Consider the following 13,961-nt stretch of genomic DNA (forward strand, 5'->3'; position numbering starts at 1 on the left):
AAAAAGAACGTGCATTTTTACAGCACGTTCTCAGGTTATTGAAAAAGGGCTAAAATGATCTTTATTTTAGCTCTTTTTCTTCTTTTCAGCGTGATAGAAAACCTTTGCAGCCCTAGGAAGGACGAGTACTGGAGCGGAGCGAATTTGACATTCGTGAGCACCAGCAGGCAGGACTGACACCGAATGCGAGGGTTTGCCTACACGCTGGAACGTGCATTTTTACAGCACGTTCTTTACTTGATTGACAGGATCATGCTCCACGACAACACCTTCTACTGGTACTGTCAGCAAATCTACTTCACAATGCGGGAAGTTTTGGGCAAGCTGCTTTTTCAGCGCTTCTCCCTTCCCTTTTTCAACTAAGGTTAAGATTGTCGGACCAGCACCGCTTAATGCCGTTCCATACGCTCCTTTTAGCGAAGCGACATGCTCTACTTTCGACAGCTCTGGGACGAGCATTGTGCGGTAAGGTTGATGAAATAAATCCTTATTCATCATTTCTCCAACAAGCGGCCAGTTTTGCGTCATTAATGCCGCAACAAGCACGTTGCTCACAGCACTCGCACTGACAGCATGTTTATAGGAAAAATCCTCTGGCAGGACATCACGGGCATCCTTTGTCAGCACTTCATAAAAAGGAATCACGACAACAACATCTATATCCACATGTTGCACTTTGACAGCATGTGTCTTGTCTTCTTCATGAAGACCAATCAGTAAACCTCCGAATAAAGAGGCACCCGCATTATCTGGATGGCCTTCTACCTCACTTGCAAAAAAGAGCTTTTGATCATCCGGCATATTTAATTCGAGAAGCTGATTGGCTAGCTCAATGGCTGCCACAATTGCAGCAGCACTGCTTCCCAGCCCCCGTGCCAATGGAATATCACTCCACACTTTGACATAAACAGGCGGGAGTGTTTTTCCAAAGTGATCTGCGACCTTTTTGGCTGTTTGATAAATGAGGTTGTCGGTGCCTGATGGAATCCCAGACACGACATCTGATTCTGCTTCAAACAGCCAGCTATCATGGTCATAGACCGATAGCTTTAAATAGCGGCTGAGCGCCATTCCAACTGAATCAAAGCCTGGTCCTAAATTGGCAGTGCTTCCCGGTACTGTGATTGAAAAAAGCATGGAGGCTTTACTCATACGCGCGCGGCCTTTTCTAAGTGTTCAAGAATTTGGTCTTCATCTGCATCAAGTGTGACCGGCTTGATTTGTGAAATATCAATGGCCGTATTCGGATCTTTCAATCCGTTGCCTGTTAATACCGCAACAACTTTACTGCCTGGCTTGATTTCTCCGGATTTCACCTGCTTGAGCACACCTGCGATAGACGCACATGAGCCTGGCTCTGCAAACACACCTTCTTCACGAGCAATCAATTGATATGCATGAAGAATTTCTTCGTCTGTCACTTCATCAATCTTTCCGTTTGATTCATCTGCCGCCGCCACAGCTTGTTTCCAGCTTGCAGGATTTCCGATACGGATGGCAGTTGCCACAGTTTCTGGCTGTTCAATCACTTCATTTCGCACGATCGCTGCTGCGCCTTCTGCTTCAAAGCCGCGCATAACAGGCAGTCCAGTTCCTTTTTTCTCATGATATTCCTTGAAGCCTTTCCAGTAGGCAGTGATGTTTCCTGCATTTCCAACAGGAATCGCCAGTACGTCCGGGGCCGAGCCTAGCTGCTCACAGATTTCAAATGCCGCCGTTTTTTGTCCTTCAATTCGGTACGGATTGACAGAGTTCACAAGGGCAATCGGCGATTTTTCACAGATGCTGCGGACGATTTTCAGTGCATCATCAAAGTTACCGTCAATCGCAATGATCTCTGCTCCGTACATCACAGCCTGTGCAAGCTTGCCAAAGGCAATTTTTCCGTCTGGAATGATGACGATACATTTCATATCAGCACGGGCTGCATAAGCCGCTGCCGCTGCAGAAGTATTCCCTGTCGAAGCACACATGACCGTATCATTGCCTTCTTCTTTTGCCTTTGCAACAGCCATGACCATCCCGCGGTCCTTGAAAGAGCCTGTTGGATTGACGCCTTCTGTTTTCACATGAAGCTCAATCCCTAGCTTTTCCGAAAGCTTGGCGAGGTGAATCAGCGGGGTATTCCCTTCATTTAATGTTAGTTTTGGTGTTGATTCGTTTACTGGTAAGAATTCTTGGAATTCTTCAATAAGTCCATTCCACTTCATCAGCTTAAACCGTTCCCTTCTACTCGGTACGTGCTCTTCACTTGAACCACCACGTCGAGATCGTTTAATTTTTGCAGGATATTTGAGAAATCTTCTTCTGAGGTCTGGTGTGTAATAATCACAATTTCAGCCAGCTCATCATGCCCTTTCACAGGAAGCTGAAGGATCTTTTCAAAGCTGATGCCTCTTTCAGAAAAAATAGATGTAATACGGGAGAATGCCCCGACTTGATCTCTAACATGAATTCTTAAAAATTGCTGAGCAAATACTTCCGATGGTGATTTGATCTTTTTCTCAAACTGCGGTGCAATAAATCCGCTTCCGTTTACGCCAAGGCGCATGTTTTTCATGACTGCGACTAAGTCTGATACAACAGCGGTTGCCGTTGGCAGACTTCCAGCTCCAGGTCCGTAAAACATCGTTTCTCCTACAGCACTCCCATAGACATACACCGCATTGAATTCATTGTTGACCGATGATAACGGATGGTGATCAGGGAGTAAGGTGGGCTGGACACTAACTTCTACTTTTTCTCCGTCCCGCTGGGCAATTCCGATGAGCTTCATTGTGTAGCCAAATCGTTTACTGAAATTAATGTCTTCATCAGAAACGTCAGAGATGCCTCTGACCTTTACATCCTCTAATTCCACATTCATGGAAAAGCCGAGTCTTGCAAGAATCGCCATTTTCCTTGCTGCATCTAGTCCTTCTACATCAGCTGTTGGGTCTGCTTCTGCAAAGCCAAGATCCTGCGCTTCTTTTAAGACATCTTCATATGCGCTTTTATTGACGTTCATTTTCGTTAAAATAAAATTCGTTGTGCCGTTCACAATCCCCATCATCTTCGTAATTCGGTCAGAGGCTAATCCTTCCTCCAGCGTACGCAGAATCGGTATTCCTCCGGCGACACTTGCTTCATAATAAAGATCACAGCCATTTTCTTTCGCCACATGTAAAAGCTCTGTTCCGTAAAGTGCCATTAAATCTTTATTAGCGGTAATGACATGCTTTTTCTCATTTAATGCATCTATTAAATATTGTTTTGTCTCTTCAATGCCGCCCATCACTTCAATAATGACGTCAACCTCTGGATCTCTAATCACATCGTATACTTCAGTTGTGAAGACCTCTCTTGCCACATCCACATCTCTCTTTTTATCGGGATTGCTCACAAGCACTTTTTGTATTAATACCGGACAGCCGATCTGGTGCATTAATTTATCCTGATGATCTTGGATAATCTTGACGACACCGCTCCCCACTGTTCCTAATCCTAATAGCCCAACTCGAATTGCCTTCACCTGAAATTCCACCTTTCTCCGTCAATGTCCTCTCTAAAAAGACATTTGTTAACCTAACACAGACATTCAATGTACACACATTATAAAGGGGTATCCTCATTTTGACAAGGTAATAAAATATGAGATTGTGAGAATGAAACCGCTTAACAGCTATTTATATCAAGATTCTATATTTTCAAAATATTTTTGTCAGAAAAGCTCCCTAAAATCAGGGAGCCTGATATGATGAACGAACCGGTGTTTTAGCTTGCTGACCTTGTAAGATAAGCGCAATATTTTCAGCACATAAACGCATCATCGTTTTTCTCGTTTCGACACTTGCACTGCCAATATGAGGGAGAACCGTGACGTTACGTAATGTTGTTAACGGATGAGATGGGCTGACAGGCTCCTGTCTAAATACATCCAGACCAGCGCCGGCAATTTTTCCTGTCGTGACTGCCTCATATAAAGCATCCTCATCCACAGTCTGTCCTCTTGATACGTTAATAAAATAAGCAGAGTTCTTCATCAGATCAAATGCCTTTTCATTAAACATGTCTTTCGTTTCTGGGGTTAACGGCGTCAGGCAGACAATGAAATCAGACTGCGTGAGCAAGTCCTCAAAAGCCGCATAGGTCACGCCGAGCTGCGCTTCTGCCTCTGGCTTTCTTGACCGGTTATGGTACAGCACTTTCATGTCAAAACCTGCTGCCCGCTTGGCAAGCGCTGTTCCGATGCTGCCCATGCCGACAATTCCAAGGGTTTTGTGATGAACATCAGCCCCTGCAAGAAGAAGCGGGCCCCAGCCTGTCCAATTTCCTTCCTTAATCCAATCACTCGCCTCGACAATCCGTCTCGCTGATGCCATCAGAAGGGCAAAGGCTAAATCAGCCGTGGATTCCGTTAATACATCAGGCGTATGACAAATGGTGATGTTGCGCTTTTTAGCGGTTTCAAGATCAATATTGTCATAACCCACAGCAAGGTTTGCGATCACCTTAACATGTGGAGCCTTTGATAAAAGGGCTTCATCTACTTGATCTGACAGCATGGTGAGAAGCGCATCCGCTTTCGCTGCTTGTTTTTCTAATTCTTCTCGTGGACATGGCTCATCTTCGCTTGGCCACATCTCGATATGAGCGACTTCTTTTAGTGGTGTAAGTGATGCTTCATCCAGCTTTCTTGTGATATAGACATAAGGTTTCGTCAAGAAGAACACTCCTTTGATTGATTTCTTTAAGCATAACGAAAAACGCCTCAAGAGAAAAGAGACGTTTCATCTGTTCACTGAAACTTCAAATCAGTGGACCTGTGATCCAGCCAACAGGTGGAATGAGGCTCCCGCCGCTTCGCATGGCACTCATTTCTTGAAAGACCTTTAGAAAGTATTCATAGCGATTGGCATCATTTAAGACGTAATCTAGCCGTTCTTCATAATATGATTTTTCAGTTTCTCCCGACATGTAGTAGCCTTCCACAATTTCAAAATAATGAAGCGGGAACAACAAGCGGCTGTATAACAAACGCTTAGAAAAAGAAGAAAGTGGTGTCACCTGCTCATATTGCTGAAGATAGGAAAAACCCTCTTCAATTAAATCTTCCTTATGCTGGACAAAGGTTTCTCTTAAGTATTCGGCAATATCCCGGGTCGGATGATCAAAGACCCAATCTACAGGTAAACGAAGCGGCTGCTCATGCGGCCACGTCCTCCGCGAGAAACGCTGGTGGCAGACAGTGCCTGAGTCGCATTCTTTCGGTTCATCATCCAGCTCAGTATCCACTAAATATTGAATGGCGTTTTCCGTTAATCCTAGATAATACGGAAAGGATTCGATGAAATTTTTTTCAAACCGTTCCAGTGGTTTTTGGTGCATTTGCTGCATCCAAAAGCCTTCAAGCTGATCTAACCGTTTTGCCCATAATTCCTTCCACGCTCCCACACGTTTTGTTTCAGACACCTCATATGGAAATCCTCTTCCCCTGACATGAAAGGCCGCCAGCTCTGACGCCTGTTGAAACGAACGGCTTGAGATCGGCGGTGCTGCCTTTAGTAAAGCATACAGCTCCTTTCCATGAGTAAAGGTGGGCTTCTCTTCATTTGTTAATTCAAACACAGCGACGTATGGGTCTCCGGCATTCAGTAAATACTGACTGATATGATACAACTCTGTGAGTTCTTCTTCTCGCAAATGAGACACAGGAACAATGATAAAGAGAGCCTCCGACGTTTGAAAGCTCTGATAACTGCCATATGGCATAAGTTGACGCACATCAATACCAAATGTGTGATAAATGGTTTCTTTCATATTTTCACCTGCGTTCATATGATCGATCTCTTACCATATCGTAGTCGCAGGTTGAGGGATTTATGAATACTATTTACTATCCGAAGCTTTTTACACGTTGTGGACAAATTACGAGGATTGGGTGAGGAATATATGCCGCATCATCATGAGATAAACGAAGTAGAAAAAACAGCAAGACGCCGTTTACAAGAACGAGGCGTATCCATTCAAGATATAGCAGACCTTGTCTACTTTTTACAGGAAAAATATCATCCTGGCTTAGACATGTCAGAATGCATCCACAATGTGGAGCGTGTCATCGCAAAACGAGAAGTCCAAAATGCGATATTAACAGGCGTCGAACTAGACGTACTCGCCGAGCAAAAAAAACTGACCGAGCCGCTTCAGTCTATTCTAGAAACAGACGAAAGCCTGTATGGTGTTGATGAAATTTTATCGTTTGCTATCGTCAATATTTATGGTTCGATCGGCTTTACGAATTACGGATATATCGATAAAGAAAAACCAGGAATTCTCGGGACACTCAACGACAAATCCACAGGAGAGTGCCACACCTTTTTAGATGACATTGTCGGCGCCATTGCTGCTGCAGCATCAAGCAGACTGGCACATAGTGCGAGAAATGTGGAATAAAGCAAAAAAGAGGACGCGCGCATAACGCTTGTCCTCTTTTTTTATGATCATCGCTCAATCCACTCTGATAATGAATCAATGACATAGGTTGGCTGTTTGTCATATTTCTGAAGCAGCTCTTTTGTTGTCACGCCTGTATGAACGAGTAATGTGTCCATTCCTGCATTCATCCCTGCCATAATATCCGTATCATAGTTATCGCCCACCATGAGCGTCTCAGACACATCGGTCCCGAGCACCCGCATGGCTTGTTCCATGATGATGGATTCTGGCTTCCCGATAAATGTTGGCTGGACCGTAGTGGTAACGGTCAATACAGATGTTAACGAGCCGTTGCCTGGCAAAAGCCCTCTTTCTGTTGGAATAGCAATGTCTCCATTTGTTGAAACAAATTGTGCGCCTTGACGGATGGCAATCGCACCGACTGCGAATTTTTCATATGTAATGTCGCGGTCAATTCCAACAACAACGAAATCAGCGTCTTCCTGACCAAACGTCAGCCCTTTTTCTTCAATGGCCTGCTTGATTCCTTCTTCACCGATGACGTAAACAGACGCGTCTTTCTTTTGTTCGGCAATATAATTGGCTGTTGCCATACTTGTTGTAAAGACTTGTTCTTCTGTTGCTGGGATATTGAATGAAACAAGTTTTTCTGCTACCTGCTTTGGCGTGCGTGACGAGTTATTCGTGACAAACAAGTAGGGAATGTTTAGCTCATTTAACTTTTGAACAAATTGACCTGCTTCTTCGATCTTTTCTGTTCCTTTATACATTGTTCCGTCTAAATCAATTAAATAGCCTTTGTATTTCATGATGTTCACAACTCCAATGGATTATTTAAACGCTGATACTGGGCCAAGCTCCTGCTCTAAGTAGATACGGATGCGGTTTGGGAAAACCTGTAGCGCATGCTCAACCTCGCTGATCACCTGCAGCAAGTCGTGATGAACCACTTCTTGGTATTGCTGTACAAGTGTTTTACGGCACGAGACAAGCTTTTTCAGTTGAATGCCTTCCTCTTCGGGTACAACCTTTTCATCAACAAGAATATCCATGATGTCATCATAGCTTCCTGGATCACGCATAATAAAGCCATCAATCATGTCATTTCCCGTATCAAGAATACATTCGACGAGCAAATGAACAATTCGTTCCAGTGCTTTTTTCTCTAGTGGACTTGTCCATGTTTGATGACTGCGCATCAACTCATATTGCTCCTCGAAAAAACGTAATGTCTCTTCAATTTTTTTTCTGTCTACGAAATACATCATGACGCTCCCCTTTGCGTTATTTTCTGATTCGTTTTAAGACAAAATAGGCACAGCCAAAATTACAGTATTCATAAATGTATTCATCGAGTGTGCTGATTTTTGTATCAAATGTGGCCTTTTGGTTTTGGTCATCAAAGAACCCCTTCAACCTCAGCTGATTGTAGCCCCAGTCCCCCACAATATAATCATACTTATTTAAAATATCTGAGTACCTTGCTTTAAACGCTTCTTCATCAAAACCGTCTTTAATATCTCTTACAAGATCAAAAGTAGCATTCTGAATGACGATCATCTTCTCACCTCTTTTTAAACGATCCATCTTTAATGATAATTCATTGGAAGAACTCCATCAATTGCTAAAGCATGTTTTTTCCGTTTTAGCCGAAGCTAAAGAAAAAAGGAGGTCACTTTTATGAAGAAACAACTGACAGCCGCGATTCTTCTCAGCATGCTTTTAGGCGGGTGCGGCTTTCAATCAGGTATGAACCGGCAAGTGGATGAAGATTCTTCAAGTAAAACCATCCGTCTGTCGGATCGTCATGAAGGAAATAATTCCAACATGCCAGAAGCAGACACAAACAGAGCAGGATATGTTCGTTATCAGCGCCAGCAAGTAACAGATCAGAAAGAAAGAACACCTGCTTTAAATCGCGAGCATCTCGCCCATGTCATTACAAGTTTAACTGTGCAGCTTCCAAACATCAAAGATGCAGCCACACTTGTGACAGATGAGGATGCACTGATTGTGTATCAAACAGGAAACAAAAATCGGGAAGAATCTGCCGATCAAGTAAAGAAAACGGCGGTTTCTGTTCTCCCTCGTTATTATCATGTATACGTCTCTGATAATCCAGAGCACTTTCAATCCATTGCCAATTTTTCACGTCTTCAAACCAATTCACGTGATTTTGATCAAATCTTAACCAAAACAATTCAACAAATGAAATATTCTCCTCAAGGTGGAGATATTTCTACGAAAGAAGATGCAAATGGTATGACGAATTCCGACCGTACCATGAGAAGAAACGCCCCTTACGGCCAAAATTAATACGAGAAAAAACGCCAGAGATCTCTGGCGTTTTCTTTGTTATGCTTGCGCCTGACGCTTTTTAGACGCTTCGTTTACTTGTTCATCTGCATGGTAGGAAGAGCGCACAAGCGGTCCAGCTTCACAATGGCTAAAGCCTTTTGACATCGCAATTTCTTTCAGCTCTGCAAACTCATCTGGATGATAGTATTTTTGAACTTTTAGATGTTTTTTCGAAGGCTGTAAATACTGACCAATCGCCATAATATCGACGCTGTTAGCAAGAAGATCATCCATCACTTCAATGATTTCTTCCTTCGTTTCACCGAGTCCAATCATAATGCTTGATTTCGTTGGAATGTCGGGCTGCATTTCTTTTGCACGGCGCAAGAATTCTAATGAACGATCATATGTAGCACGCGCACGAACCCTTGGCGTTAATCTGCGAACGGTTTCAATATTGTGATTTAAAATGTCAGGACGTGTGTCCATTAACGTCTTCAAATTATCGTAATTGCCGCCCATATCTGAAGGGAGAACTTCAATTGTCGTAAATGGGCTTTTTCTTCTAATGGCACGAACGGTTTCAGCAAACACACCTGCTCCGCCATCCTTTTGGTCATCCCTTGCAACCGCTGTTATAACAGCATGCTTTAAGTTCATCAAAGCCACTGAATCTGCCACGCGTTCTGGCTCTTGCAGGTCTAGCTCAGTTGGAAGTCCAGTTTTCACCGCACAGAAACGGCATGCGCGCGTACAAACAGATCCAAGGATCATAAATGTAGCGGTTCTTCTCACTGCCCAGCATTCATGAATATTCGGACATTTTGCTTCCTCACAAACGGTATTCAGGTTGTTTTCCCGCATCATTTTTTTCAAACCGGTATAGTTTTCATTCGTATTCAGCTTAATTTTAAGCCAGTCCGGTTTTCTAACGTGCTCTTCCTTCTTTGCCAATTCCATCATCTCCATATGAATTCGTTAAAGGTGCATCTACAAAAATCTTCCTGCTATATACGATGGATGCAGCTAAGAAGCTGCAAAAAATTGAATCTTCGGCCTAAAGCCTTTTCTTTAGACACTTTAACATAGTACAGATTGAACAACAAGGGAATGAGCTGCAAAATTACCCAAAAGCCTCCTAAAAAAATCAGAAGAAAATTACTAACATTTTCTTCTTATGAAATAGGGTGATCTAACCACACTAAACGGTAGAAGACGATGCTTGATGAAAGGAGGTGGACGTTTGTGAAAGTGGTTTTAGCCATCATGATCGCTCTTTCAATGCTCCCTTTACCTGTTCATGCACAAGGGGAAGGCAAGCAGCCAGATGTACTAAAGCAGCGAATGGCACTATACGAAAAAGTCGCCATCACGACACAAGTTCCATGGTATGTACTTGCTGCGGTTGATCAGTATGAGCACAATATTCGAAAAAGCAGAAGAGATTTACCGAAACAAAAAGGCGTCATTGGCATCTACATTCCCCGGGAAATGTGGATCGGCCCTGAAAACCCGAATAAGCAGGATACCTCTCCTTTAAGCATTAAAGTGTTTGATGGAATTGGACTTGATGGAAACGGGGATGGAAAAGCAAGCAGCGATGACGATGAGGATGTATTATTCACGTTTGCTCAATACTTGCTTCATTACGGCAACAGCATTGATCAATTAAAAATTGCTTTATGGGACTATTATGGACGAGATCAAACCGTTGGAATCATTTCATCTTTTATGAAGCTATATCAGCACTATGGTCATCTTGACCTCGTAAAGCACGCTTTCCCTCTTCCAGTCGGAGCTGACTACAGCTACCGGAGTACATGGGGAGATGCAAGAGGATTTGGAGGCAGAAGAATTCATGAGGGTACGGATTTATTTGCCCATTATGGACTTCCCGTTCGTGCGACATCGTATGGTGTGATTGAAATGAAAGGCTGGAACCGCTTTGGCGGCTGGCGGATTGGGATTCGAGATATTCATAACCATTATCATTACTTCGCTCATTTAAATGGCTTTGCAAAAGGACTCAAAGCAGGTCAAATTGTTGAACCCGGACAGGTCATTGGATCTGTCGGAAGCTCCGGTTATGGCCCTCCAGGCACAGCAGGGAAATTTCCGCCGCATCTTCACTATGGCATGTATAAAGACAATGGCAGAACTGAATGGTCTTTTGATCCATACCCTCATTTAAGGGCGTGGGAAAGAGCTGAGCGGAAACGACATTAAAGAAAAGGAGAAGTTTAGCGTTTTCGCACTCTTCTCCTTTTTCATGTCTAAGCAAGTTACTGCTCATTTTTCTCCTTCAAACCTAAAATTAAAAATAAAATTCCCATGATGAGAAAAATGAAATACACAACTGTTACTTCCAATGGAATCATGTCAAACATACCTCTAAAAATATCGATACTTAAACTTTCATTTCTGACCAGTAAAATGGATGCTGTGATATATTTAGCACTAAATACTATGGCAAAAACCAAAAAACAAATACCACTTACATAAAGTTTCTTCATAAAGCTGCTCCCCCTAATAACAATTAAAATTGATCATGACACATTCATCCATATGGAATCAAGTAGTGAATGAGGTTTTTATTTACAATGACTGCACATCAAAAAACAGCCCAATCATTCCTTGGGCTGTTATTCTTTCTTCTCCTTTTTCTCTGGGAGAACAATCGATGGAGCGCCTGAGTTCGTTCCACTGCCATTGTAATAATCTGGTACGTCTCCTTGAACGGCTTGGATGGAGACGGGAACTGAGTTTTTGACCACGATTGTTTCAGATGCAAACGGGATAATGACTCTCACCTTGACCTCGATTAGAACACTAATATCAATCAAGGCATTGTTGATGCCATAAGGCTTAATGTTTTTTTCAACGTCCGTATGCGGATCACCAATGACACTAAACCGTACAGGCACTTTTGGTCCTAGGTTGGCGATGAGTGCATTTCCGGACGCTTGCCCAAGCGGAATGTTATATATAATGCCATCATGTCCATCTGTTTGATCCTTTAATGCTTCTTTTGCCTCTTTTTGAAAGTTCCCCTTTTCAATGTCCTCTAAATTTTTTTGAAGATGACGTGACAGGTCAGCCATTGCTTTCGATGTTGCCTGCGCATTAAAATCGATGGTCGTTACTTTTCCGTTCTCACTTGTATTCATGACCACCATATCCTTCATATTCTCCTGATCTTCTGCAAAGTCTTGGACGGAATATTGAATCAGATGATTGGCGATACGTTCTGTTTCTAGTTCAGCAATGTGAATAAGGGTTGGTTTAATGGAGCGGTTAATAAAAAATAGACTAATGACGGTTGAGAGTACAAAGAATAAGATGGCAAGCAGCATGACGTATCGGAATGGCAAAGGGCCCTTTTTATAGGGGCGATAGCGGCGGTTCATTCTCAATAAAAAATCCCCCCTTCTCCACTACAAGTGTATGCAGACAGGCGGGGGGATAGGAATCATCTCTCCATTTTATTTGACCATTTTTAATAAGGCGTCTCTTCCAATGGTTCCAGCTGTAATGCCTAACGCTTCTGCAGCGTATGTCACAGATTCTAAAGGGGCATCAAGCAATTGCTCAATCGTTCTCACACCAACTGCTCTCCCTGCGATAATGCCTCTATCTGCAAGCTTTTCATTTAAGAGCCCGACATCCAGTGCACCGCACATGATATATCCATGTTCATTTGTCACTGCCATAAAATTCGTTTTCGGCAGTTTGACGGTGACGGCTGTAAAGGAATGTCCATCGATTGTTATAGGTGTTAAATTCACCAAATCCCTCACTCCTCTCATCACAATCTATGTGACAAGAGGGCGAGTGTTGTTAGGCTAAAGCGGATTTCATGTGGCTTCCTTCAGGCGCCAAGTAAGCACATCACGTAAAAATTCCGGCATGAAATATTCAATGTGTTCATGGTCACGGATATGAGGAAATAGAGAGCCTAATGTATACATATCGACTGTGCCAACCGTATATAAGGCGTCTTTTCTGATCAATTGATCGTGCACAAAAACATCCTTTACCCGTTTGGTTTCGCCTTCTTCTACTGTATAAGTGAGGCCGCTATACAACATTTTCCCCATCAGTTCACCTCTAAAGCCAAAGCCCTTGATGCGTAGCTGTTCCATTTTTTCTTCACATGCACGCCGAACGGTTTCGATGAGCTGTTGACCGGAAAGCGTCACCCTAATTGGGTTAATGGGATGCGGGCAGATTCGATGGACTTCTTCTCTTGTCACGATTCCTGCCTCTAATGAATCAAGCACCATGCCTGCATTCATCATGCCGATATCTGCCCCGCACCAATCTTTAATGGCATCTGTTAAGAGCTGCGGAAGCGGGGATTCATCAAACCACTTCGTTTCTAGCCTTGATTCAATCGCTGTTACTTTCTCCTGCATGAGGGCTTTTGCTCTTCTCTCTGCTTGCTGTAAGGTAGTGATCGCTTCATCTGATTCACTGATTAGCTGATCCACTGACTGTACCGTTGCTTTTTTCTCGATTAACTCTTTGCTCGCTGTGTCAATGGTCAGCTCGACACAGCCAATATAATGCCCATACTTTTCAGCGCATGCAAGCAGTACCCCATTGTCCATTTCACCCTGTTCTAACAAATGATGCGTGTGTGAGCCTAGGATAATATCGATGTCTGGAAAATCACGGGCGACCTCCCGATCATGGATGATACCAAGATGGGATAAGAGCACAATGATATCCGCTTGTCCCTTCACTTCCTGCAGCATGTCCCGTATGCTCTCAAACGGATCTGTCATCTCCCAGCCCAGCTTTTCATAGACGGGTGTATACGCAATGGTCACGCCTAAGAGACATATTTTCAGTCCATTTTCCATTTGGATCATATGATAGGGCTTTGCCCACGCTGGCCTTTTGCCTTTCACAAATAAATTAGACAGGATCACTGGAAATTGTGCATGCTCGTATAATTGATCGAGCTGATCATGAGGCAGCGTAATGCCTTCATTATTCCCAATCGTGACCCCATCATAGCCAAGTTGATTGAGAAGCTTGACGTTTACCTTTCCATAATCAGCTTCTGACACAAGGTTCACTCGGTCCATATGATCGCCAATATCTAACAAGAGCATCTGATCGTGAACTTGACGCTTTTCCTCAATATAAGCTGCGATTTTTGGCCAGTTCTCAAAGTGGCTGTGCAAATCGTTTGTATGATATAACCATAGCCTCTGCAGCAT

General features: G+C 43.2%; 16 protein-coding genes. 3 read left to right on the forward strand and 13 right to left on the reverse strand.

Annotated features, from left to right (window positions below):
- Nucleotides 1-219: 219 nt before the first annotated feature.
- The 5 genes from thrB to yutH all read right to left on the reverse strand — a co-directional run bounded on the left by thrB (nucleotide 220) and on the right by yutH (nucleotide 5,799).
- A complete protein-coding gene (gene thrB, locus MHI11_RS16425) occupies nucleotides 220-1,152 on the reverse strand; it encodes a homoserine kinase (RefSeq protein WP_113768040.1) in 933 nt (310 codons plus the stop codon).
- Entirely contained in the window at nucleotides 1,149-2,210 is a 1,062-nt protein-coding gene (gene thrC / locus MHI11_RS16430; protein ID WP_044140848.1) for a threonine synthase, read from the reverse strand. Before thrC ends, thrB begins: the two co-directional genes overlap by 4 nt.
- Nucleotides 2,210-3,511 (reverse strand): homoserine dehydrogenase, encoded by a 1,302-nt coding sequence (locus MHI11_RS16435; RefSeq protein WP_340961580.1) that lies wholly within the window; start codon nucleotides 3,509-3,511, stop codon nucleotides 2,210-2,212. Before MHI11_RS16435 ends, thrC begins: the two co-directional genes overlap by 1 nt.
- Before the next feature lie 208 nt (nucleotides 3,512-3,719).
- Nucleotides 3,720-4,703, reverse strand: coding sequence for a 2-hydroxyacid dehydrogenase (locus tag MHI11_RS16440; RefSeq protein ID WP_106066293.1), 984 nt, complete (start codon nucleotides 4,701-4,703; stop codon nucleotides 3,720-3,722).
- 85 nt (nucleotides 4,704-4,788) lie between these two features.
- Nucleotides 4,789-5,799, reverse strand: coding sequence for a spore coat putative kinase YutH (gene yutH / locus MHI11_RS16445; protein ID WP_340962337.1), 1,011 nt, complete (start codon nucleotides 5,797-5,799; stop codon nucleotides 4,789-4,791).
- Nucleotides 5,800-5,931: 132 nt separating this feature from the next.
- On the opposite strand from yutH, the gene MHI11_RS16450 reads away from it, so the two are divergent.
- Nucleotides 5,932-6,432: a phosphatidylglycerophosphatase A family protein gene (locus MHI11_RS16450; RefSeq protein WP_044140851.1), complete on the forward strand. Its 501-nt coding sequence runs from the start codon at nucleotides 5,932-5,934 to the stop codon at nucleotides 6,430-6,432.
- Nucleotides 6,433-6,479: 47 nt separating this feature from the next.
- Here MHI11_RS16450 and MHI11_RS16455 read toward each other — a convergent pair whose 3' ends face one another.
- The 3 genes from MHI11_RS16455 to MHI11_RS16465 are packed head-to-tail and all read right to left on the reverse strand — an operon-like array spanning nucleotide 6,480 to nucleotide 7,995.
- Entirely contained in the window at nucleotides 6,480-7,247 is a 768-nt protein-coding gene (locus MHI11_RS16455; protein WP_155758722.1) for a TIGR01457 family HAD-type hydrolase, read from the reverse strand.
- Between the two features lie 18 nt (nucleotides 7,248-7,265).
- Nucleotides 7,266-7,700 carry a DUF86 domain-containing protein gene (locus MHI11_RS16460; RefSeq protein WP_340961583.1) on the reverse strand — a complete coding sequence of 145 codons (435 nt, stop codon included), beginning with the start codon at nucleotides 7,698-7,700 and terminating at the stop codon, nucleotides 7,266-7,268.
- A gap of 19 nt (nucleotides 7,701-7,719) precedes the next feature.
- A complete protein-coding gene (locus MHI11_RS16465; RefSeq protein ID WP_003213192.1) occupies nucleotides 7,720-7,995 on the reverse strand; it encodes a YutD family protein in 276 nt (91 codons plus the stop codon).
- A gap of 120 nt (nucleotides 7,996-8,115) precedes the next feature.
- On the opposite strand from MHI11_RS16465, the gene MHI11_RS16470 reads away from it, so the two are divergent.
- Nucleotides 8,116-8,751, forward strand: a complete 636-nt coding sequence (locus MHI11_RS16470; RefSeq protein ID WP_044140853.1) for a YhcN/YlaJ family sporulation lipoprotein — start codon at nucleotides 8,116-8,118, stop codon at nucleotides 8,749-8,751.
- Nucleotides 8,752-8,790: 39 nt separating this feature from the next.
- Here MHI11_RS16470 and lipA read toward each other — a convergent pair whose 3' ends face one another.
- Entirely contained in the window at nucleotides 8,791-9,687 is an 897-nt protein-coding gene (gene lipA, locus MHI11_RS16475; protein WP_340961585.1) for a lipoyl synthase, read from the reverse strand.
- A 327-nt stretch (nucleotides 9,688-10,014) separates the two neighbouring features.
- On the opposite strand from lipA, the gene MHI11_RS16480 reads away from it, so the two are divergent.
- Nucleotides 10,015-10,959 carry a M23 family metallopeptidase gene (locus tag MHI11_RS16480; protein WP_340962339.1) on the forward strand — a complete coding sequence of 315 codons (945 nt, stop codon included), beginning with the start codon at nucleotides 10,015-10,017 and terminating at the stop codon, nucleotides 10,957-10,959.
- 56 nt (nucleotides 10,960-11,015) lie between these two features.
- Here the strand turns inward: MHI11_RS16480 and MHI11_RS16485 are convergent, their stop codons facing one another.
- The 4 genes from MHI11_RS16485 to MHI11_RS16500 form a co-directional block, all read right to left on the reverse strand.
- Nucleotides 11,016-11,246 carry a hypothetical protein gene (locus MHI11_RS16485; protein WP_003212760.1) on the reverse strand — a complete coding sequence of 77 codons (231 nt, stop codon included), beginning with the start codon at nucleotides 11,244-11,246 and terminating at the stop codon, nucleotides 11,016-11,018.
- A 129-nt stretch (nucleotides 11,247-11,375) separates the two neighbouring features.
- Nucleotides 11,376-12,140 carry a sporulation protein YunB gene (gene yunB, locus MHI11_RS16490; protein ID WP_044140941.1) on the reverse strand — a complete coding sequence of 255 codons (765 nt, stop codon included), beginning with the start codon at nucleotides 12,138-12,140 and terminating at the stop codon, nucleotides 11,376-11,378.
- Nucleotides 12,141-12,215: 75 nt separating this feature from the next.
- Nucleotides 12,216-12,521, reverse strand: a complete 306-nt coding sequence (locus tag MHI11_RS16495; protein WP_012011159.1) for a YunC family protein — start codon at nucleotides 12,519-12,521, stop codon at nucleotides 12,216-12,218.
- Between the two features lie 66 nt (nucleotides 12,522-12,587).
- Complete coding sequence (locus tag MHI11_RS16500; protein ID WP_340961588.1) at nucleotides 12,588-13,961, reverse strand: bifunctional metallophosphatase/5'-nucleotidase; 1,374 nt, start codon at nucleotides 13,959-13,961, stop codon at nucleotides 12,588-12,590.

The sequence above is a fragment of the Bacillus sp. FSL K6-3312 genome, from assembly GCF_038007485.1.
In the GTDB taxonomy this organism is placed as follows: domain Bacteria; phylum Bacillota; class Bacilli; order Bacillales; family Bacillaceae; genus Bacillus; species Bacillus pumilus.

What these genes read in the sequence shown, in the direction of transcription:
- MHI11_RS16500 (WP_340961588.1), bottom strand. Translation starts at nt 13,961, where the DNA reads ATGCTGCAGAGGCTATGGTTATATCATACAAACGATTTGCACAGCCAC.
- thrC (WP_044140848.1), bottom strand. Translation starts at nt 2,210, where the DNA reads ATGAAGTGGAATGGACTTATTGAAGAATTCCAAGAATTCTTACCAGTA.
- MHI11_RS16450 (WP_044140851.1), top strand. Translation starts at nt 5,932, where the DNA reads ATGCCGCATCATCATGAGATAAACGAAGTAGAAAAAACAGCAAGACGC.
- yutH (WP_340962337.1), bottom strand. Translation starts at nt 5,799, where the DNA reads ATGAAAGAAACCATTTATCACACATTTGGTATTGATGTGCGTCAACTT.
- yunB (WP_044140941.1), bottom strand. Translation starts at nt 12,140, where the DNA reads ATGAACCGCCGCTATCGCCCCTATAAAAAGGGCCCTTTGCCATTCCGA.
- thrB (WP_113768040.1), bottom strand. Translation starts at nt 1,152, where the DNA reads ATGAGTAAAGCCTCCATGCTTTTTTCAATCACAGTACCGGGAAGCACT.
- MHI11_RS16480 (WP_340962339.1), top strand. Translation starts at nt 10,015, where the DNA reads ATGCTCCCTTTACCTGTTCATGCACAAGGGGAAGGCAAGCAGCCAGAT.
- MHI11_RS16465 (WP_003213192.1), bottom strand. Translation starts at nt 7,995, where the DNA reads ATGATCGTCATTCAGAATGCTACTTTTGATCTTGTAAGAGATATTAAA.
- MHI11_RS16485 (WP_003212760.1), bottom strand. Translation starts at nt 11,246, where the DNA reads ATGAAGAAACTTTATGTAAGTGGTATTTGTTTTTTGGTTTTTGCCATA.
- MHI11_RS16470 (WP_044140853.1), top strand. Translation starts at nt 8,116, where the DNA reads ATGAAGAAACAACTGACAGCCGCGATTCTTCTCAGCATGCTTTTAGGC.
- MHI11_RS16460 (WP_340961583.1), bottom strand. Translation starts at nt 7,700, where the DNA reads ATGTATTTCGTAGACAGAAAAAAAATTGAAGAGACATTACGTTTTTTC.